The organism is Altererythrobacter aquiaggeris, from assembly GCF_037154015.1.
Classification (GTDB): Bacteria; Pseudomonadota; Alphaproteobacteria; order Sphingomonadales; family Sphingomonadaceae; genus Aestuarierythrobacter; species Aestuarierythrobacter aquiaggeris.
Genome location: NZ_JBANRL010000001.1, coordinates 373,371 through 393,426, shown reverse-complemented (window position 1 = coordinate 393,426; position 20,056 = coordinate 373,371). Strand labels below are relative to the sequence as shown.

The window sequence follows — 20,056 nt, the reverse complement described above, 5'->3', positions numbered from 1 at the left end:
GGTCCGGCCTTGCGCCGCGCGGCGGGCGGTCCGCAACGCACGGTGATGCAGCGCGTTTAATGAAAGTCGCGCGAGGATGGCATGACCTTCACATCTCTGGGATGACGGGCAAGGCCTGACGGGAGCGGGCTGGCCACGTGATCGGCGCGCGCCACGGTGGTTTCGAGCAGGTCGTCGGACAGCGCCAGCAATTTGGGTGTGGCGTCGAATAATTGTTCGGCGACGACGTGGATCACATCGTCGTCCTTTTGCATCCGGCCATGCACCTCCATCAGTCGCGCGCCCATGATGATCGTCCGGTAACGTTCCATGACATCGGGCCAGATCACCAGATTTACGACCCCGCCTTCATCCTCCAGCGTAATGAAACACACCCCCTTGGCGCTGCCCGGACGCTGGCGGATGAGCACGATCCCGGCGACTTTCACGCGGGTATTGAACCGCTGGTCGCGCAAGGTCGCGGCGGGGGTAAAGCCATCCTGTGCATAGGCCGGGCGCAGGAAGGCGAACGGATGCGCTTTGAGCGACAGGCGCATGGTCTGGTAATCCGCGACAACGTGTTCGCTAAGCGGCATGGCGGGCAACAATACAGGCGCATCCCCGCCTTCATCGCGCTGCCCGGCATGAATGAAGAGCGGCAGGTCCGGCGCATTTTTCAGCGCCCGGGCATCCCACAAGGCCGCCCGCCGGTCGCGGTTTGCCGAGCGGAATGTATCGGCGGCGGCGAGAATGTTGATGGCCCCCGCGCCAAGTCCGGCGCGTTCCCGCACATCCTCGACATCGGCGTAAGGGGTGCCGCGCGCATCCAGCAACTTCGCCGCATCCGCTTTTGCCAGACCATCGATCTGGCGCAGCCCAAGCCGCAGGACCAGTTGACGCCTCCCCCCCACCGTCTGCCATTCCACCGTATTGTCCCAGTCGGAATAGTTCACATCGGCGGCAAGTACCCTCACGCCGTGTTCGCGGGCATCGCGCACGATTTGGGCCGGGGCATAAAATCCCATCGGCTGCGAGTTGAGCAAGCCGGCAGCGAAAATCGCCGGGTGGTAATACTTTATCCAGCTGGAGACATACACCAGATGCGCAAAGCTGGCGGCATGGCTTTCGGGGAAGCCATATTCGCCAAAACCTTCGATCTGGCTGAAACAGCGGGCGGCGAATTCGGGATCATAACCGCGCTTTACCATCCGCCCGACCATTGTTTCCTTGTGGCTGGATACCAGCCCCCGGCTGCGAAAGGTCGCCATTGCCTTGCGCAGCTGGTTTGCCTCTGCCGGGCTGAACCGCGCAGCGACCATGGCAATTTTCATCGCCTGTTCCTGGAAGATGGGAACGCCCAGCGTGCGTTTCAGGATATTGCGCAGTTCATCGGGCGGCCCGTGTTCGGGGGAAGGTTCCGGATATACAGCCTCTTCCCTGCCCTTGCGGCGTTTGAGATAGGGATGGACCATATCACCCTGGATCGGGCCGGGGCGCACAATCGCAACCTGAATGACAAGATCGTAAAACGTGGCCGGTTTCAGACGCGGCAACATGTTCATCTGCGCACGGCTTTCTACCTGGAACACGCCAAGCGAATCCCCCTTTTGCAGCATTGCGTAAACAGCCGGGTCCTCCTGCTCCACGCTGGCGAGCGTGTGCACCTCGCCGCAATGCGCCGCAATCAGATCGAAGCATTTGCGGATGCAGGTGAGCATTCCCAGCGCCAGAATATCGATTTTCAGGATGCCCAGTTCCTCGATGTCGTCCTTGTCCCATTCGATGAAGCTGCGTTCCGGCATCGCGCCATTACCGATCGGAATGGTTTCGGTCAGCGGACCGCGAGTGACGATGAACCCGCCGACATGCTGCGAAAGGTGGCGCGGCATCCCGATCATCTGGTCGGCCAGCGCGATGGCGCGCTTGAGATAGGGATCGGCAAGATCCAGCCCGGTTTCTTTTGCGACACGGTCTGCGTCCATTTCGCTGCCCCAGCTGCCCCATATCGTCTTGGCGATGGTTGCAGTAACATCTTCGGACAGGCCCATTGCCTTTCCGACTTCGCGAATTGCGCTGCGCGGCCGGTAATGGATGACTGTGGCGCACAAGCCCGCCCGGTCGCGGCCATACGCCGCATAAATATGCTGGATCACTTCCTCGCGCCGTTCATGTTCGAAATCGACATCGATATCGGGCGGTTCCTTGCGTTCTTCGGAAATGAAGCGTTCGAACAGCAATTCGAACTGGGCCGGATCGACCGAAGTGATTTTCAGACAATAGCATACCGCGCTGTTGGCGGCGGAGCCGCGCCCCTGGCACAGGATGTCCAGCCCCCGCGCATAAGTGACAATATCGCGGATAGTCAGGAAATAGGGCGAAAATTCCATTTTGGCGATCAGCGCCAGTTCCTTGCCCAGCGTTGCCCGGATAGCCGCAGGTATTCCCCCGGGATAGCGATCCTTCGCACCTGCCCATGTCAGTTGCGCCAGATATTCGTCTGATGTCATCCCGTCCGGCACACCCAGTTCGGGATATTCATAGCGCAGTTCATGAAGCGAAAACCGGCAGGCATCGGCCACGTCCCGCGTCGCGGCGATGGCATGGGGCCACCGGGCAAACAGGCGCTGCATTTCCTGCGGGCTTTTCAAATGACGTTCGGCATTGGGGTTCAGCAGATAGCCGGCTGCGGCGATGGTGGTTTTCTCGCGGATGCAAGTCATCACATCCTGAAGCGGCCGGCGCGATGGCGTTGCATAATGGACATCATTGGTGGCGAGGATCGACAAGTGACTGGTGCGTGCAAGCGTGTCCAGAAAGGCGATCCGGGCGCGGTCACCGCCGCTATAGAGGCAGGCGGCGGCGATGTGCCGCATAGTTGGCAGTGCTTCGATCAGCCGGGGCAGCGTGCGCGCGAATGCCGCAACATCTTCTCCCGGCAGAGCGATCAGCTGCACGCCCTCGCTATGTTGCGCCAGCATATCAAGCGTGATCTGGCACGCGCCCTTGTCCTGCCACGCGCCTTCCGGGGTCTGCATTTTGCCCCGCGATAACAGTGTACACAGGCGGCCATAGGCGGCGCGGTCCTGTGGATAGGCCAGGAAGGCGTGTCCATCGACCAGTTCGATCCGGCAGCCGATTACCGGACGGATCTGCGCTTTGCCGGCATTGGCGTGGAGGCGGACCACGCCCGCCATCGTGTTGAGATCGGCGATCCCCAGCGCATCATAACCGTGGGTATAGGCAGTCTCGACCAGATCCACCGCATCCGACGCGCCGCGCAGGAAAGAAAAACAGCTCATCACACCCAACTCGACATAATCGGCGGGTGCGCGGCGCGTGATCGGGCCTTTGGGCGCAAGTTCGCGCCTGGCAGGGGTGAGCGGGGCTTCGGGCATCTATGCCAACCGGCCCATCACACAAACAAACCATGCATGAACCATTGCGGCGCGCCGCCCCGGCCATCACCCGCCACCCCGCCGCGATATATCCAGAACCGCCGTCCGGTCTCGTCCTCCACCTTGTAATAGTCGCGCAGCCGCGCGGTGGATCGTTCGCGCCACCATTCCGGCGCAATGCGTTCGGGCCCTTCCACCTTCACCACATCATGCAGCACGCGCCGCCAGCGGAACCGGCGCGGCGGGCCTTCCGGCGTGGCGTAGATCACGGTGACGGGTTCGGGCCGGTCGAACAGGCGGAGCGGGCGTTCGGCTGGCGGGCCTGCGTCGGCAAGCGCCAGCTCTCCCTGCAAGGCGGGCCGCCAACCGACCGAGCGTTCGGGCATATGGCTGGCATAGGGGACGGGGCGCAGCACACGGTTTGCGCCGATCCTTGCGCACAGCCGGTCAATCAGTTCGGGCAGCGCGGTGCCTTCCACCACTTCTTCATCCAGCCCGGCCTGCCGCGCGGCCATATCTTCGTGATGGAAGGCGGTGAGCGCAAAAGCATCAAAGCCGAAGCCTGCCTCCAACTTTCCCAGTTCTTCGGCAAACAGACGCACAATGTGATCCGGCGCGCGCACCGGCGCGGCGGTTTGGGCGTGGAGCGCCTGGATCATCCCATCGACCCTGAACGCTTCGAACCGCGCCGCGCGCAGCCCCTGTTGACGCGCGAAAAGCTGATCACACAAATCGCGCGCAAGGTCGGCCAGTACCGGCTGAAGCACCGCGACATGGCGGATGGGTTCGGCCACGCGCGAGCTTGCGCGATACAGCGTGCGCGGGGCCAATGGCTCAACCGGTTCGGCAATCTGCCCCAGCGCCTGTTGCAAGCGGTGGAGCGGGCTGGCCGGCACATTCGCCTTGCGTCTGGCGAAGCTTCTGGCAAGGCTCCTGCCAGAACTGGGCGAGCGAAACCGGCGGGCCAGCGCCAGCGTGGGAATATCCGCCAGCGCGCCGATGGTTTTCAGACCCACGCGGCGCAGCAAAAGCGCGGTATCGGCATCGATCCTCAGGGCCTGCACCGGCAAAGGGGCAAGCGCGGTACGAAGCCCCTGTTCGTCCACATTGGTCCCGTCTTTGGCAAAGCGTGCCAGCGCCCAGGCGCCGCCAACAGTTGGTGCAATGGCGGTGCGGCTGGCAAAACCCAGCGCAGCATAGCGGGCGTGCATATCGGCCAGCATCGCTGCCTCCCCGCCGAAACAATGCGCCGCTCCGGTGGTGTCGAGCAGCAGGCCGTCTGTTCCATCGATGGCGGTCCACGGGCTCCAGCGATGCGCCCAGTGTGTCAAACGCTCCAGCAGAACAGCATCGCCATCATGGTCTGACTGGTGAACTTCCAGCAGCGGATAGATCGCGCGGGCATCGGTCAGCCGCTGCCGCGGTTTGGCACCGGCTTCGCGCGCGGCGGCATTTACCGCATCTATAACCGTGCCATGCGCGCCTTCCGAAACGAGCGCGAGCGGGGTGCTGTCAGCGGGGTGATCAGCCGAACCGGCGTTGATCTTCCTCCACCGGTCCAGTGCCAGCCGGGGAAACCATGTCGAGACGATTCTCCGCCCGGAGGGCTGCCTGGTCATAGCTCGCCTCCCAAATATGCGGCGGCATATCGCGCGCGCGGAACAGGTCGAGCGACCAGACGGGCATACCCGGCGCATTCTCGTCGTGCGGATGGGGCAGCGAGGGGCGGCTTGCCGCCCGCCAGCGCCGCCGCGCACCGCTGAGATCGGGATTGCCGCTCACCCGCAGCAGAAAAGCAGGCACGCCATATCGCTCCGCCGCGACCGCCAGCCGCCGCGTGGCGGTGAAATCGAGCGCGCGCGGGTCGCCGTGTATCTCGCCGATTACCGCACCGAGCGAGGGGCATTTCAGCCCTTCCGCCATGGCCCACAATGCCTCGCGCCCGTCCTGCGCCGCGACATGGACAATATCGCGGCCCGCAGCAGCCGGCAGTCCATGCAGGAACATCCGCCCCATCTCGCGGATCGACTTCCTGTCCTGCACCCACAACAGCGGAGCAGAATCGCAGGCCGTATTGCGCACATTCAATTGTGACAGCGCCAAACCAATTCCCGCCGCATCGCCAGGCGCGGTAAACACCTCCTGAAGTGTCGGCCCGGAAGGCACGAATCCACTTGCCGGAACGCGCGGCGGGGATAAAAGGACAGAAGGAAATCGGCACAGAATATCGACCATAAGAGAATCACCTGTTCTTCTTATGTTCTATTTTTTTCCTTCCCGCAACGCATTCCCGCTTTGCCCGGTGCACCCTCGCCTCTGCCTGGTGTGCGCCGGGGCCGGAGCCGGAGCCGGGGCCGGGCTGCGCGCATTCTTGGGCAAACACGTGCAAGCGGGCGGATTTCAGAACTTGTTAACTACAAACCTATACCCCGCAATTGATGAAAATTGTTGCCGTTTGCGCGGCGTAGAGGGGTAAACGACGCGATGAACGCACAGGTGGATCAATCAGCTTTCGTGGCGGGATCGCGGCCGGGAATCGAAGAAAACACCGCTGCCTCTTGTGGACATCTCGCCGTGGGATGCACCGATGCCAGCGGACATATTCTGACCGTAACCAGCAAAATGTCATCGCAACTGACGATTCTCGAACGGTTGGAACAGGTCGTTCTCAACCTCGAACAGGATCAGCAGAAAATTGCCGATGCGACGGGCGAAGCCAAGCAGTTTTCTGCCCGCGCGCGCGAGCAACTGGTTTCAGGCGCGCAACAGGTCGATACAGCGATCGGACGCTTCCGCTCGGTTACCGATCTCGTCACCCAGCTGGGCAATCACGTAACCAACTTCGCCGTGGTGATGGAACAGGTGCGGACGGTGTCATCTTCAATCGACAACATCGCCAAGACCACCAACATGCTTGCACTGAACGCCGCAATCGAAGCGCACCGTGCGGGTGATGCGGGGCGCACCTTTGCGGTTGTCGCCGACGAGGTTAAAACGCTGGCGCATGATACCCAAACCGCGACCAAGGAAATCAACCGCGCCATCGAAAGCCTGTTCAGCGAAGCCGAAAGCATCGTCGAGCAGGTGAGCGACGGCGTAAAACAAAGCAAAACCGCAGAAAGCGATTTCCAGCAAATCACCCAGACACTCGAATTTGCAATCTCCTCGTTCGACAAGCTGGATGCACAAAGCGAGGAAATTTCCCTCAGTTCATCGCAGAACCATCAGACCGGCAAGAAACTGCGCCATGACCTGTCGGATTTTGCGGGTGATGTGCGCGGGAACGAGGCTTTGCTCAGCGATACACGCAACAAAATCAACGCCATGGAAAAAATGTCCAACGATATGTTCAGCGCTTTGATTTCAAGCGGGGCATCGCCGGAAGACACCAGTTTCGTAAACCTGGCGTTGAAGGAGCGCGATCACATCACGCAGCTCACCGAAGCCGCAATCCAGCGCGGCGACCTGTCCCTGGATATGCTGTTTGACCATGATTACCGGCTGATCGAAGGGTCCAATCCCCGGCGATACAGAACGAAACTGTCGAATTGGGCAGATGCGAACTGGCGCCCCGAATATGACCGCGTCAAAGCGCTGGACCCGCGCCATCACGGTGCAATCTGCACCGATATCAACGGATTTTTACCCACCCACTGGACGGAAATGTCGCGTCAGCCGACCGGCGATGTTGTGCATGATACGAAATATTGCCGCAATGGCCGCATCATCCTGGGCGAAACGGACAAAGTCGCCAAAGCCAGCACCAGTGAATTCCACACCGTTGTCTATCGGCACGAGGGTGATGGAACGAATTATGTCGTGATACGCAACATCTTTGTGCCGCTGTATTTCGGCGGCCGGCGTTGGGGCGATCTCGAGATTGCCTACGCTCTGTAATCGTAACGGCTTTGGCCGGATCCGCTTCCGGCGGCAATGATTGACCGGGGTGCAGCGCGCGCCCGACCTGCGCGCCGAGGCTTGTATCGCGCCGGGCGCAAAGTTCTATTCACGAACGCTTTATCTGGCCTACCTGCATGGCCGCGGCCTGCCATGCGGCGGTGGATGAAAGCCTCTACTTGCCGGGAATCTACCGGATATCGGCTGCGGCCGTTTTTGCATCCAGAAAGAAGTCCCAGCCGTTAACATAGCCGAGGAAATCATCCACCTGACTGCTGAGCGTGGCGGCCTGTTGTTCCAGATCGGTTGCCGAACCAAGGACCTGGCTCGCGGCGGCTCCGGCGGCGAGCGATGTTTCGCGAACTTGCGCGATATTGCTCGAAACCTCGTCGGCTCCCTGCGCCGTTGCATCGATGCTGCGCGCCAGGTCCTGACCTGCAACCGCCTGTTGGTCCACCGCTGCCGCAATCGACACCGAAGTCGCTTCCAACTGCTGGATCTGTTGTCCGATTGACCGCAGCGCGTCCACGCTGGCCGTGGTCGATTGCTGCATCGTGCCTATCTGATCGGCCACTTCCTGCGTGGCTTTGCTGGTCTGGGAGGCAAGTTCTTTCACTTCCGAAGCGACCACGGCAAAGCCCCTGCCCGCTTCGCCGCCGCGCGCGGCCTCGATCGACGCGTTCAAAGCCAGCAGATTGGTGCGCTGGGCAATGCTCTGGATCAGCTCGACAATCTGACCGACCTGTTCTGCCGAAATCGACAGGGTGGAGATTGTCCGGTCTGCCTCCTCGGCTGCATCATTGGCCTTGCGCGCAAGTTCGGCAGAGCTTGCGGCCTGGCGGCTGATCTCGCCGATCGACATGGCAAATTCGTCGCTGGCAGCAGCCGCTGCGGTTACGCCTTTGGACGCATCTTCCATTGCCTGCGCGACATTATGGGTCTGGCTTGCGGATTGTTCTGCCGCAGTCGCCATCGCAGTGGCTGTCGCCTTCAACTGGCCTGAAGCATCCGCGACATTGCCGACGACGCTGGTAATGTTGGATTCGAATTTTGCCGCAATTGCGCGCAGCTTTTCAGCCTGCTCCTTGCGCGAGGAATCCTGCCGTTCATTGAAAAGCCGTTCCTTTTCGAGCGATTCCTCGCGGTGCAGGGTCAAGGACTGGAACTGCACCGTGGCCTTGCGCATACCGCGCAGCGCCCGCGCCAGATCGCCGATCTCGTCCTTGCGGTGGCCGTAGGGAATTTCGACATCGGTTTCGCCGGTCAGGATCGTGGACATCACCGGAATGAGGTTTTTGATTGCCCCCGAAACATCCGCATGCATCCGGTAAATTGCCAGCGCAGCCCATAAGGCAGCCACCACCATAATTACGAGGAAAGCCGATTCCGCGGTTGAAACAATGCCGGTTATACGCGGTTCGTTGATGCCTTTTTCGATCAGCAGGGTTTCGATCCGGTTGAGTGAAAACCAGCCTACTGCCAACAGGGACAAGCCCAGCATCGCGTTGACGATGTTATAGACATTCAGCTTGGTTTTGATCGACCAGCCAAAATAGGCCGACAGAATGGAATTCTGGTCACTATCAGTCTGGCTCTGATACGGTTCAGGGATGTAGGCGGTGGTGATGTCTTCCACTGCAGGTGCTGAAGTTGTCATGTGATCTGATCCTATCCCGATATTTTGACTTGATTTGTGGCGGCCATCTGGCGCTGCAAATGCTGCGTGACCTGTTCTGCCGGCATGGCCTTGTAATACAGCCAGCCCTGGATCTGGTCGCAACCGGCCAGACGCACGAGAGCAGCCTGTTCTTCGGTTTCGACGCCTTCGGCAGTGACCGACATATGCAGTGCACGGGCAACGCTGATGCTGGAAACCATCATTGCGCGCGAACCGTCATCCTGGCCTGCTGCAACCACCAGCGACCGGTCCAGTTTGAGTTTTTCGAACTTGAACTGGCGCAGAAATCCGATCGACGCGTAGCCGGTACCAAAATCGTCGAGCGAAATTTTGACGCCGAAGCCGCGGATCACGTCCAGCGTCCGCTCGACAAGCGCCGGGTCGAGCACGAGGCAGGTTTCGGTTATCTCCAATTCCAGCCGCTCTGGCGGGAAGCCCGTTTCTTCCAGGATTTGCCCCAATTGAATCGGAAAATCGACATCACGCAACTGTGCGACCGATATGTTGACCGAAAGTTTTATTTCGCCCCATGGCAAGGCATCGCTGCAGGACTGGCGCAATACCAACAGGCCAATCGGGTTGATCAGACCGGATTCTTCGGCGACGGGAATGAATTGGTCGGGCCCGATCGGGTTGCCGGTCGGCCGGTCCCATCGCAGCAGGCATTCTACCGCCACAATTTGTCCTGATGCCGCGTCCACCAACGGCTGGTACAACGGATAAAATTCACCCTTGGCCAGCGCTTCGCGCATATCATCATCCAGCCGCTGCCATGCCTCACGATTGCGATCGAATTCAGGCGTGTACCATGTGCAGCGCATCTTGCCGTTGCGTTTGGATGCATACATCGCCACGTCTGAACGGCGCAGCAATTCCGACGAGCTCAACCGGTTTGGCCCCTTGCTGGAGGATACACCAACACTGGCGCCGATGGTGACACGGCGGTTTTCGATCGTCACCGGTTTTTTCAGAACATCGATAAAACTGCGCGAAATTCCCTCGACGATGGTGCCGACCAGCGGGCCGGACATGGAAATTGCAAACTCGTCTCCGCCCAGCCGGTAGCAGCGGGCATCGTCTCCGCATAAATCCGACAGTATTTCCGCAGCCTTCTTTATCACCTCGTCACCGATGGAGTGCCCGTATTGATCATTGACCAGCTTGAAACCGTCAAGGTCGATCAGCGCAATACCCAGCTCGGCATCTTTTGCGTCATGGCGCCTGACATCGATGTGCAAGGCGCGCCTGTTGGGCAGCAGGCTCAGACTGTCGGTCATGCTCACCTTTTCAAGGTGTTGAACGTAGCCAAGCCCCATGCGGGAGAGCACGGCAACCGCAAGCACATAAAGTGTCAGGCCGCCGATGACCAAAGGTGAGTAAATGGAAACGGAAAGCGCGTCATCGACCACCAGCAGCACACCCATCGCGGCGAAAATCAGTGTGAGCACGATCAGCGGTGCAAACACCACGCGCGACCCACTTCGGGAAAATTTCTGTATGTTCTCAAGCAATCTACGCGTCCCTGAATGTCTGAGCTTTGACTCGTAACTGTCTAGGGGAACATAACTAATTTGCGGTAAATGCTGCCTTCACCATTCTTCGCAGTGCCGGGCGCCTTGCCCGGATTCAGGCAACCCGGGTGAAAGGCGTCGCCAGATCGGTTGCGAAAGACCGGTAAAGTCCGATCCCGCCTTTTACCGGCACCAGCCGGTCCGTTTGCCCGACAATCGTTTCGCCCGCGCCCAGCATGACCCATCCTTCGGGCCGTAGTTTTTCAAGCAGTTGCGCAAAGGCCCGCTTGCGGGTTTCTATATCAAAATATAGCAGGATGTTGCGCGACAGGATGACATCAAACGGCCCTTTGACCGGCAAGGGTTCAAGCACATTGTGGACCCGGTACTGCGTCATGGCCCGCAATTTGTCATTGGCCTCCCACCCGACGGGCGTCTCACTGAAATATGTAATCATCTGCGTGACCGACAGGCCACGTTGAATTTCAAACTGCGAATAGACGCCCGCGCGCGCCTTGGAAATCGCATCGTGGGATATATCGAACCCGTTGATTTCGATTTTCCAACCGGCCCAGCGCGTCTCCTGATCAAGGAACATCATCGCCAGCGACAATGCCTCCTGTCCTGTCGAACAACCGGCGCATAAAATCGACAGCGTTCGTGATCCGGCCCGTTCTTTCGCGATGCGCGGGAAAACGTGCTGGCCAAGTTGATCGAACATTGCCCGATCGCGGAAAAAGTAGGTTTCGTTGTTGAGCAAAGCCTCGACCACTTGCTGGGATAATGCGTTGCTGCCGGGTTCTTCGAGCAGGCAGACAAGTTGATCGACATTGCTGATGCCAAGCTGTCTGAAAAGACCCGCCAGCGCAGTCCCGATGCGCCAGCTGCGCCCTTCGGTTAACTGCTGGCCGGTTCGTTCCGCCAGCAAATCGGCGATGACTCTTTGTGATCCGGAAGTTATTGCCATGCCGCACCCCTTTTGCAGTTTGCGATACGGGCACCCAATCCTTCTGGCGGTAATATTGCTGATGCCAGGCCTGCTTCGGCCACCGCGCGGGGCATCCCCCAAACAGCACAAGTTTCCGGGCTTTGCGCCAAAATCATTCCGCCGCGGTCCACAATTGCACGGGCTCCGATCTCGCCGTCACGTCCCATTCCCGACAGGATCACGGCAAGCACGGCGCCGTCATAAACACCGGCCAGCGATTCCAGCATGGGATCGACCGACGGACAGCAATTATTAGCCACCTTGTCGCGGGTGATACGGGCTACGGGCACACCCCCCGACAGTTCGACCACCAAATGGCCAGCGCCCGGCGCGATCAGGATTTCGCCTGCAATCAGCGGCGAGCCGGTTTGGGCGATTATAGCCGTGAACCCCGAGGCAATTTCGAGCTGGCGGGCGAACACAGGCGAGAAGGCGGCCGGAAGATGCTGCGTCACCAGAATTGGCAGATCGAAGTCTTTCGGCAGTTTGCCAAGCACCTGACACATTGAATGGATCCCGCCGGTCGACGCGCCGATGGCGATGACGCGGGCGGGCTTGGCGGCGGTATTGCGTAAGCGGACCGATGCCGCAGGTGCGCCGGTGCGCGCCCTGTCAGGCCTGCCCCGGGTGTTTCCGATATCACGGATCCGGTCGGCAAGTTCACTGCGATATTCGGACGAAAATTCGCCGGGGCGCGGTTTGAGAATCGTATCCGCCGCACCAATCGACAAGGCTTCCACGGTTGCTTCTGCGCCAACGCTGGTGAGCGACGATACCACCATCACTTGCGCGCCTTGGGCTGCCTCCAGAATTGCGGGCAGCGCTGCCAGTCCGCCGATGCCAGGCATTTCGAGATCAAGCAGAATTACGTCGACACGAATATCCGCCAGCTTGGAAAGCGCCTCTTCAGCCGTGTTGGCTGTGGCGCAAAGGACAAAATCTTCGGTCGCCTCGACCACTTTGCACAGCACTGTGCGCGCGACGAGCGAATCGTCAACCACCATGATCCTGATGGCTTTGTTCGCGCTGGCCGGTCTGTCCGGCCCGGCGGAATCTCCGCAGTTCCGCGCAGCCCGCGGCGAGGTATCGTACCCGCTCATGCGGCGTTCTCAATCAAATCCGATGAGTTGCAATTTGATCTGCAGCGTTTGCTGGTCGAAGGGTTTCATGACATATTCGTCGGCACCCTCGTTCATCGCCTGACGGATATGGCTGATGTCGTTTTCCGTGGTGCAAAAGACAATTTTAGGCGCTGCTCCATCGGGGCGGGCTCGCAGCGCCTTGATGAATTCGATACCCGTCATCACGGGCATATTCCAATCGAGCAGGATCAGATCGTAAGATTTTTCACTGCATTTATCCAAGCCTATCTGGCCGTTTTCGGCTTCGTATACATCGAAGCCAAGCGATTCCAGTATGTGCCGTGAAACCTTGCGGATCACTTTTGAATCATCGACGATCAGGCAAGCTTTTTTCATGTATTCAACCCTCTTCTCCAGTGGGTTAGCGGTCAGGCCTAACTAAAGCATTAATGGAACTCCCCCGCCGGGTCTTCGCCGGGCACCGATACGAACGCCTTGGGATCGACCAGCATTGCAGAACCCGCTTTCGTCTCCACCAGCCCGGCGGAAATTTCGGACCAGTGTGCGCCCGCGCCGCCCGGAATCGGGGAAGGCTGCGTAACCGTGACGCACACATCTTCCACAGCATCCACCAGCAAGGCGTAATCATGCCCGCCAACCGCGCACACAGCCGCGCGCCGGCTTTCGTGAAGCCTCCCGCGCTCGCGCCCCAGCAGCTGGGCGCAATCGATCACCGTCACGGCCCGGCTGCGCAAGGTCGACAGCCCGAGAATATGAGGCGGAACGCCGGGCACCGGCATGATTGTCTCCAGATCGACCACCGAATCCACATCGATCGCGGGGAACGCAACGCGCTGCCCCGCAAGTTGTACCAGCAAGACCTGCCTGTTCATGACGCTTTCCTTTTGCTGGCGACCAGCGAAGCCAACAGCCCCTCGTGATCGTAGCGATAAATCATCCCGCCATTATTGGTCGCGGCGGCAGGGTCGCTTGTCAGCGTAATGACCCGGCCAGCCTGATCGGGCGTGGCCCCGTTTTCCCCTGATACGATGGCGACATCGGCACTGTGTTCGGCGCCCAATGGCACAATCGTGTAACCCGCCGCTTCGACGAGTGGCCGAAGGATCGAGCGGGTCCACGGGTCGCTATCATCCAGCTGGCAGGTTTTGGTTGCCTGCCCGAAATCGAAATCGTCATACCGCGAAAACAGCCAATGGCAGTCGAGCACTTCGATCGCTTCGCCGTCCAGCAATGTAACGCCCTCGATCTCGCTTTTGGTTTTATCGGCGACAATTGCATTCGTGATTTTGACCGTGTCGATAACCGACCTGATGGCATAGGCGACATGATGCGTTTCATCGCTCAGCCTGAGCAAATCGATGTCACCGGATCGCGGGAGCGATGACAAATGCCCCGCCAGCGGGTAGATCTTTCCGTCGATCACAACCCGCGCGCTATCTTCGGACATCCGGATCGCCGAGCTTTCGACCGCCTCGATACGGCAAACCTGGTCCATCCGCACGATCAGACGCTGTCCGTCCAGGCCGACGACCAGCAAGGCGCGGGTTTCCTGTTTTTCGATTCCTTCGCTTCGCTGTGCCGTGATGGATTTGCGGGCCTGTGTGCCTATATCATTCACCAGCCCTTCGCGGCGGGCGATCCCGGCTATGAACAGCATGAGAACCAGGCTGCCATCGTCCAGCAAACTGCTGCCGGTGTAAAGTTCGGTTCCGGAAATTGCTGGCGGCAGTTTCTTGATGACCAGTTCCTGATGGTCGATAACGTGTTCGACAGCCAGACCGAACAATTCGCCCGTGGTCAGCCTGATTATCAGCACCGCGCCGCTGCACGGGTCATGATTGGCATCAAGACCGAATAGTTTCGCCAGCGAGACACAGCGCAAATGCTCGCCGCGAAATCTGACCAGCTGCGTATCGCCGCCCTTGTCAAATTCCAGCGCGCTGGATCCGCCGCTGACGATTTCTTCGACACAGGAGCGCGGGACGCCGAAATTCTGCCCGCCGACTTTGACAGTCAATGCCGGAACAATGCTGAGCGTGGCAGGCAGGATGATCGTCTGGCTGGTGCCTTTGCCCGCATCGCTGACGACTTTGATACGCCCGCCGAAGCCTTCGACATTCTCGCGCACGACATCCATCCCGACGCCTCGCCCGGACACCGCAGTCACTTTCGCTGCGGTAGAAAGACCGGGCTGGAATATAAGCGCGATGCAATCTTCTGCGGACAGGGCGGCGCGTTCAGCCGCTGTGATTATTCCCTCCGCGACTGCTTTGTCCGCCAGTCGCCTGGTATCGATCCCCCTGCCGTCATCAATGATCGAAATAGCAATGCTGTTGCCCGATTGCCGCGCGGAAATCCGGATAACGCCGGCCTCGTTCTTGCCCGCTTCACGTCGCTCTGCCGACCTTTCGATCCCGTGATCGATTGCGTTGCGCAACATATGCATCAGGGGATCGCGCAGCAGCTCGATCATTTCGCGATCGAGTTCGACGTCGCCGCCCTCGGTCTCGATATGGACCCGCTTTCCGAGCTCCGACGAAAGATCGCGGACAATGCGCGGGAACGTTGCGAACAGATATTCCAGGCGCTGCATCCGCATGCGCGAAACACCTTCGCGAACGTCATCGACAATGCCGGATAGCCGCTCGAATATCGCGCTTGCCGCCCGGTCACCGCCAGTATCACGGATACTGCGCGAAAGCTCGTTACGCACAAGAACCATGTCTGACATGCCCGCCATGACCCGGTCCAGCAACGCAACTGGCAAGCGTATGGAACGGGCCAGTTTAACCGCGTTCCTGGACGGTTCGCCCAAGCCGGCTACTGCCTGCTTTCCGGTATCGGGCTCTGTAAAATCGATGCTATGCCCGTTCTCGGCGCCGAGCATACGGATCAGGACTTCGTCACCGCTTTCGGGAAATTCTTCGCCTGCGTCGATAGCATCCACCATGGCCACGATGCGGTCGATTATCGCCAAAATGGCACTGACCAGAAGTTCGTCAGGCGCTCGCTTTTCCGCACGCAGATCGGCAAGGGTACTTTCTGCCGCATGAGCCAGCGCCTCGATGCGGGGCAGATCGAAGAACCCGCAATTGCCCTTTACCGTGTGAACGAAGCGGAAAATGGTGTCGAGGCGCTCGCGGTCCGCCGGATCAGCTTCCCAGGTGACCAGTTCGCCTTGCATCGCTTCGAGCATCTCGCGCGTTTCCGCAATAAATTCCTGAAGCAATTCGTCCATCGTCTCGGCCCCGCATCCTTTATGCCGCTATGGGCAAAGTTGGTTGATGGAGCGTTAATTTTCGCTGCGCCGGCAGGGCTACGCATTCTGTCTGCGATCGCCATTTTCTGGGAGAGATGCACGGCAGGTTATGCCCGGCTTTCGCAAGCCGGGCAGATTTCGGCGAATTGTTCGGAGAAGCTAGAGAGTCATCCCGCCATCGGCGATGATTGTCTGACCAACCACATAAGCGGACATGGGCGAGGCCAGGAACATGGCGACACCGGCCATTTCGTCGGGCGTGCCATAGCGGTGAAGCGGGATCATCCGCAGCGCGCCGGCGCTGCGTTTTTCATCCTTGGTGACGACTGTGGTCATTTTGGTTTCGACAAATCCCGGCGCGATACCGTTCACGCGAATTCCGTCACGCGCCCATGCCTGCGCCAGCGTCTTGGTAAGGCTGGCAGAGCCTGCCTTGGACGCAGCATAGGCCGGATTACCGACCATCGCATTATAGCTGGCAATGGAATTCAGGATCACCAAAGCGCCTTTGGCCTCGCGCAATGCCGGGTGAAACCGGCGCGCGCAGTCCATCACCGATGTGATATTGACCGCGATCACATCATCCCAGCCTTCACGGGCATATTCGCGCTGATCATATAGCACGATGCCCTGGCTCAGGATGACAACGTCAAGTTTGTCCGACGGAACCGCATAGGCATCGAGCGCCGCGCGATCGGTTACATCGAGCTGCGCGTATTGCAGCCCGTCCAGATCGGAGCCTTCCACACCGTCATAGTCGCCAGCGCCGGCGCGCGTGCCGGTGATGTGCACATCGGCGCCCCGGGCAAGGAAATTGCGGGCGATGCCGTTACCGATCCCGCTTGAACCGCCTACAACCAGCACAGTTTTACCGGAGAAATCGAGTGGATCGGTCATGGTCGGGTTCCTTGAGTGGTGTAATCTGGGAGTTTGCCTGACGGGTTTTTACATCGAACGGGCGATGACCATTTTCATGATCTCGTTCGATCCGCCAAAGATGCGGCTGACCCTGCTGTCACGGTACATCCGCGCAATCGGATAATCATTGATGTAGCCCGATCCGCCGTGAAGCTGAAGACATTTGTCAACGACTTCGCCCTGCAGTTCGGTAATCCAGTATTTCGCCATACAAGCCGTCGGAACATCCAGCTTGCCTTCGAGATGCTTGGCAATGCAGTCATTGACGAAGATTTTGGCCGCGGTGCCCCGTGCTTTCAGATCGGCCATGATGAATTGGGTGTTCTGAAAGTCCCAGATCGTCTTGCCGAATGCTTTTCGCTCTTTGGTGAATTTGACCGTTTCGTCCAAGGCACGCTCGATCACGTTCATCCCGCCCATGGCGATAATCAGCCGTTCCTGCGGAAGTTCGCCCATCAGCTGGTAGAAACCCTTGCCGGGCTCCCCGCCAAGAATATTGTCGCCCGGAATGAACACGTCATCGAAAAACAATTCGGAAGTGTCCTGTGCGTCAAGCCCGATCTTGTCGAGTTTCTTGCCCCGTTTGAAACCCTCGGCGCCGTCGGTTTCCAGCAGCATCAGTGAAATGCCCTTGGCCCGTTCGTTCGGGTCGGTTTTGGCCGCGACAATAATGAAATCGGCGATCTGCCCGTTGGATATATAGGTCTTGGCACCGTTCAGACGGTAACCGTTGCCATCCTTGAGCGCGGTCGTGGTGATGCTTTGAAGATCGGAACCGACACCCGGCTCGGTCATGGCGATCGCGCTCACCAGCTCGCCCGATACCAGTTTGGGGAGATATTTCTTCTTCTGTTCCTGTGTGCCGTGGCGCACGAGATAGGGCAGGATCACGGTGTTGTGCAGGCTGGCAGCAAACCCTTCGACGGCGTGTTTTCCCTGCTGGTCGATCACCACCATTTCATGTCTGAAATCGCCGCCATGGCCGCCATATTCTTCGGGTACCGAACTGCCGAGCAGGCCCGCTTCGCCAGCCTCGTTCCAGAACTCGCGTTCGACCTGACCGTCTTCGCGCCATTTCAGCACGCGCTTTTCAGGTGCGTGCCGGGCGTAGAATTTACCGACTGCATCGGCGAAAATCGAAATTTCCTCGTCAGCCATAAATTCGGGTTCGGGAACGTCGATGACAGCCATGATGCGAATCCTTCATATTTAATCGGTCGATTAAATTGCTTGTAACACGAGCTTCGCCTGGGGCAACAGATTGCGCAGACTGATCTGCTGTTTATAGGACGAGCCATGGAACTGATCGGACCGACATCGCAAAGCTACATCTCGCAGCGCAGCCGTTTGCACTTTGCCGACTGGGGCAATCCCGAAGCGCCGCCGCTGATCCTGCTGCATGGCGGCCGCGACCATTGCCGGAACTGGGACTGGACTGCCGAAGCATTGCGGAACGACTGGCACGTGGTCTGCCCGGACCTGCGCGGTCACGGTGATAGCGAATGGACCAGCACCGGCTATTACCCGCTGATGTCCTATGTTTACGATCTGGCGCAGTTGATCCACCAGAACGAATGGGCGCCGGTGACGATCGTGGCGCATTCGATGGGCGGCAATGTTGCGCTGCGTTATGCCGGGATGTTTCCGGAAAAAGTCCGCAAGCTGGTTGCAATCGAGGGTCTTGGCCCCTCGCCAAAGCGGCAGGAGGAAATGGACAAGGACCCGTTTTACGAACGGTGGGGCGAATGGGTGGACAACAAACGCAACGCCACCTCGCGCACGCCGCGGCGATACGAGACATTCGAAGACGCCTTGAAAAGGATGCAGGGCGAGAACAGCTATCTATCCAACGAACAGGCGCGCCACCTGACCTTGCACGCCGTGATGCGGAACGAGGATGGCACCTTCAGCTGGAAGTTCGACCCGCATATGCATGTCTGGCCGCCAGACGATTTCGGGCCGGAACAGATGCACGAATTATGGGGCCGGATCACCTGCCCTACACGCCTGATTTACGGCAATGACAGCTGGGCTTCCAATCCGGAAGGCGACGGCCGGATGAAGCATTTCGGCGATAATGTCAGCCTGACCAGTTACGACCGCGCAGGGCACTGGGTGCATCATGACCGGTTTGACGATTTCGTGGCCGAGCTGAAAGCGTTTCTGTAGTTCGCGGCACGGATTAAATCCCGCGCGAGATCACTTCCTTCATGATTTCGCTGGTTCCGCCATAGATCCGGCTGACGCGGGCATCGCGCCACAGGCGGGCAATCAGATATTCGTTCATATAGCCCGCGCCGCCATGCAGCTGGAGCGATGTGTCCACGCATTTCCATTGCAGTTCGGTGTGCCATAGCTTTGCGGCGGAGGCTTCCTCGGTTGTAAGTTCGCCTTTCATATGGCGCAGCAGAGCCCAGTCCAGATGCGCCCAGCCCACCTGCAGATCAGCCGCCAGATCAGCCAGAGTGAACTTGGTGTTCTGGAACTGGAACACCGTCTTGCCAAACGCCTTGCGGTCTTTTGTAAAGGCGACCGCTTCGTCGAATGCGCGCTGCGCGCCGGCCTGGCAGCCCACCGCAATCGACAGGCGTTCCTGCGGCAATTCTTCCATCAGATGGATAAATCCGCGCCCTTCGCCGCCAAGCAGGTTTTCCTTCGGCACCCGCACATCGGAGAAGAACAGTTCCGACGTGTCGGCCGAATGCTGGCCGATCTTGTCGAGATTGCGGCCCTTTTCGAATCCGGGCGTACCCGCCTCGACCAGAAGCAAGGACGTGCCCTTTGCGCCTTCGTCGGGATTGGTTTTGGCAACCACGATCACGACATCGGCGTTCTGGCCGTTGGTGATATATGTTTTCGACCCGTTGATGATGAAATCGTCACCGTCGCGTTTGGCAGTGGTGCGAATTCCCTGGAGGTCGGATCCGGCGCCCGGCTCTGTCATGGCAATCGCGGTGATGACTTCGCCCGACACCATGCCGGGAAGATATTTTGCGCGCTGTTCATCAGTACCCAGCCGCTCGAAATAATTGGCGGTGATGTCGCTTTGCAAGGTGAAGCCGGCGGCAGAACCGATGTAGGCCTGCTCCTCATTGACGATGGAATTGTAACCGAAATCGAGGCCCAGCCCGCCGTTTTCCTCCGACACTGTCGGGCACAGCATTCCTGCCTCGCCCAGCGCCAGCCATGCCTCGCGGCCCACAATCCCGTCCTGCTCGTGTTTATCGAGGAACGGGACCATATGTTGATCGAACACCTTGCGAACGGTGTCGCGAAACATGGCGTGATCTTGATTGTAGGCAAAGCGGCGAGAGGTATCGAGCATCAT

At 59.3% G+C, this 20,056-nt stretch carries 15 protein-coding genes; 2 read left to right on the top strand and 13 right to left on the bottom strand.

The window, feature by feature from the left end; all coding sequences use genetic code 11:
- Positions 1 to 56: 56 nt before the first annotated feature.
- The 3 genes from WFP06_RS01890 to WFP06_RS01880 are packed head-to-tail and all read right to left on the bottom strand — an operon-like array spanning position 57 to position 5,513.
- A complete protein-coding gene (locus WFP06_RS01890) occupies positions 57 to 3,374 on the bottom strand; it encodes an error-prone DNA polymerase (protein WP_336985565.1) in 3,318 nt (1,105 codons plus the stop codon).
- Positions 3,375 to 3,391: 17 nt separating this feature from the next.
- A complete protein-coding gene (locus tag WFP06_RS01885; protein WP_336985564.1) occupies positions 3,392 to 4,993 on the bottom strand; it encodes a Y-family DNA polymerase in 1,602 nt (533 codons plus the stop codon).
- On the bottom strand, positions 4,899 to 5,513 hold the full coding sequence (locus tag WFP06_RS01880) for a recA-like protein (RefSeq protein ID WP_336985563.1): 615 nt from the start codon (positions 5,511 to 5,513) through the stop codon (positions 4,899 to 4,901). Before WFP06_RS01880 ends, WFP06_RS01885 begins: the two co-directional genes overlap by 95 nt.
- Positions 5,514 to 5,858: 345 nt before the next feature.
- Here WFP06_RS01880 and WFP06_RS01875 point away from each other — a divergent pair, with 345 nt between their 5' ends.
- Positions 5,859 to 7,271, top strand: coding sequence for a methyl-accepting chemotaxis protein (locus WFP06_RS01875; protein WP_336985562.1), 1,413 nt, complete (start codon positions 5,859 to 5,861; stop codon positions 7,269 to 7,271).
- A 190-nt stretch (positions 7,272 to 7,461) separates the two neighbouring features.
- On the opposite strand, the gene WFP06_RS01870 is transcribed toward WFP06_RS01875, so the two are convergent.
- The 9 genes from WFP06_RS01870 to WFP06_RS01830 form a co-directional block, all read right to left on the bottom strand.
- Positions 7,462 to 8,928, bottom strand: a complete 1,467-nt coding sequence (locus WFP06_RS01870) for a methyl-accepting chemotaxis protein (protein ID WP_336985561.1) — start codon at positions 8,926 to 8,928, stop codon at positions 7,462 to 7,464.
- Between the two features lie 11 nt (positions 8,929 to 8,939).
- Positions 8,940 to 10,418: a putative bifunctional diguanylate cyclase/phosphodiesterase gene (locus WFP06_RS01865; protein WP_336985560.1), complete on the bottom strand. Its 1,479-nt coding sequence runs from the start codon at positions 10,416 to 10,418 to the stop codon at positions 8,940 to 8,942.
- 157 nt (positions 10,419 to 10,575) lie between these two features.
- A complete protein-coding gene (locus WFP06_RS01860) occupies positions 10,576 to 11,427 on the bottom strand; it encodes a CheR family methyltransferase (RefSeq protein WP_336985559.1) in 852 nt (283 codons plus the stop codon).
- Entirely contained in the window at positions 11,418 to 12,548 is a 1,131-nt protein-coding gene (gene cheB, locus WFP06_RS01855; protein ID WP_336985558.1) for a chemotaxis-specific protein-glutamate methyltransferase CheB, read from the bottom strand. Before cheB ends, WFP06_RS01860 begins: the two co-directional genes overlap by 10 nt.
- 9 nt (positions 12,549 to 12,557) lie before the next feature.
- The gene (locus WFP06_RS01850) at positions 12,558 to 12,926 is read right to left on the bottom strand and encodes a response regulator (RefSeq protein ID WP_336985557.1); all 369 of its coding nucleotides are present in this window, start codon (positions 12,924 to 12,926) and stop codon (positions 12,558 to 12,560) included.
- Positions 12,927 to 12,976: 50 nt separating this feature from the next.
- Entirely contained in the window at positions 12,977 to 13,423 is a 447-nt protein-coding gene (locus WFP06_RS01845; RefSeq protein ID WP_336985556.1) for a chemotaxis protein CheW, read from the bottom strand.
- Positions 13,420 to 15,789 (bottom strand): chemotaxis protein CheA, encoded by a 2,370-nt coding sequence (locus tag WFP06_RS01840; protein WP_336985555.1) that lies wholly within the window; start codon positions 15,787 to 15,789, stop codon positions 13,420 to 13,422. The genes WFP06_RS01845 and WFP06_RS01840 overlap by 4 nt, the downstream gene beginning before the upstream one ends.
- Positions 15,790 to 15,969: 180 nt before the next feature.
- Entirely contained in the window at positions 15,970 to 16,707 is a 738-nt protein-coding gene (locus WFP06_RS01835; protein WP_336985554.1) for an SDR family NAD(P)-dependent oxidoreductase, read from the bottom strand.
- 48 nt (positions 16,708 to 16,755) lie between these two features.
- Positions 16,756 to 17,919, bottom strand: coding sequence for an acyl-CoA dehydrogenase family protein (locus tag WFP06_RS01830; RefSeq protein WP_336985553.1), 1,164 nt, complete (start codon positions 17,917 to 17,919; stop codon positions 16,756 to 16,758).
- Positions 17,920 to 18,024: 105 nt separating this feature from the next.
- Here WFP06_RS01830 and WFP06_RS01825 point away from each other — a divergent pair, with 105 nt between their 5' ends.
- Positions 18,025 to 18,897, top strand: coding sequence for an alpha/beta fold hydrolase (locus tag WFP06_RS01825; RefSeq protein ID WP_336985552.1), 873 nt, complete (start codon positions 18,025 to 18,027; stop codon positions 18,895 to 18,897).
- Between the two features lie 13 nt (positions 18,898 to 18,910).
- On the opposite strand, the gene WFP06_RS01820 is transcribed toward WFP06_RS01825, so the two are convergent.
- Positions 18,911 to 20,053 (bottom strand): acyl-CoA dehydrogenase family protein, encoded by a 1,143-nt coding sequence (locus WFP06_RS01820; protein ID WP_336987601.1) that lies wholly within the window; start codon positions 20,051 to 20,053, stop codon positions 18,911 to 18,913.
- Positions 20,054 to 20,056: the final 3 nt, after the last annotated feature.

Coding starts and splice junctions, on each gene's coding strand:
- WFP06_RS01870 (WP_336985561.1), bottom strand. CDS start 8,928: ATGACAACTTCAGCACCTGCAGTGGAAGACATCACCACCGCCTACATC.
- WFP06_RS01850 (WP_336985557.1), bottom strand. CDS start 12,926: ATGAAAAAAGCTTGCCTGATCGTCGATGATTCAAAAGTGATCCGCAAG.
- cheB (WP_336985558.1), bottom strand. CDS start 12,548: ATGAGCGGGTACGATACCTCGCCGCGGGCTGCGCGGAACTGCGGAGAT.
- WFP06_RS01845 (WP_336985556.1), bottom strand. CDS start 13,423: ATGAACAGGCAGGTCTTGCTGGTACAACTTGCGGGGCAGCGCGTTGCG.
- WFP06_RS01820 (WP_336987601.1), bottom strand. CDS start 20,053: ATGCTCGATACCTCTCGCCGCTTTGCCTACAATCAAGATCACGCCATG.
- WFP06_RS01875 (WP_336985562.1), top strand. CDS start 5,859: ATGAACGCACAGGTGGATCAATCAGCTTTCGTGGCGGGATCGCGGCCG.
- WFP06_RS01840 (WP_336985555.1), bottom strand. CDS start 15,789: ATGGACGAATTGCTTCAGGAATTTATTGCGGAAACGCGCGAGATGCTC.
- WFP06_RS01825 (WP_336985552.1), top strand. CDS start 18,025: ATGGAACTGATCGGACCGACATCGCAAAGCTACATCTCGCAGCGCAGC.
- WFP06_RS01860 (WP_336985559.1), bottom strand. CDS start 11,427: ATGGCAATAACTTCCGGATCACAAAGAGTCATCGCCGATTTGCTGGCG.
- WFP06_RS01885 (WP_336985564.1), bottom strand. CDS start 4,993: ATGACCAGGCAGCCCTCCGGGCGGAGAATCGTCTCGACATGGTTTCCC.
- WFP06_RS01835 (WP_336985554.1), bottom strand. CDS start 16,707: ATGACCGATCCACTCGATTTCTCCGGTAAAACTGTGCTGGTTGTAGGC.
- WFP06_RS01890 (WP_336985565.1), bottom strand. CDS start 3,374: ATGCCCGAAGCCCCGCTCACCCCTGCCAGGCGCGAACTTGCGCCCAAA.
- WFP06_RS01830 (WP_336985553.1), bottom strand. CDS start 17,919: ATGGCTGTCATCGACGTTCCCGAACCCGAATTTATGGCTGACGAGGAA.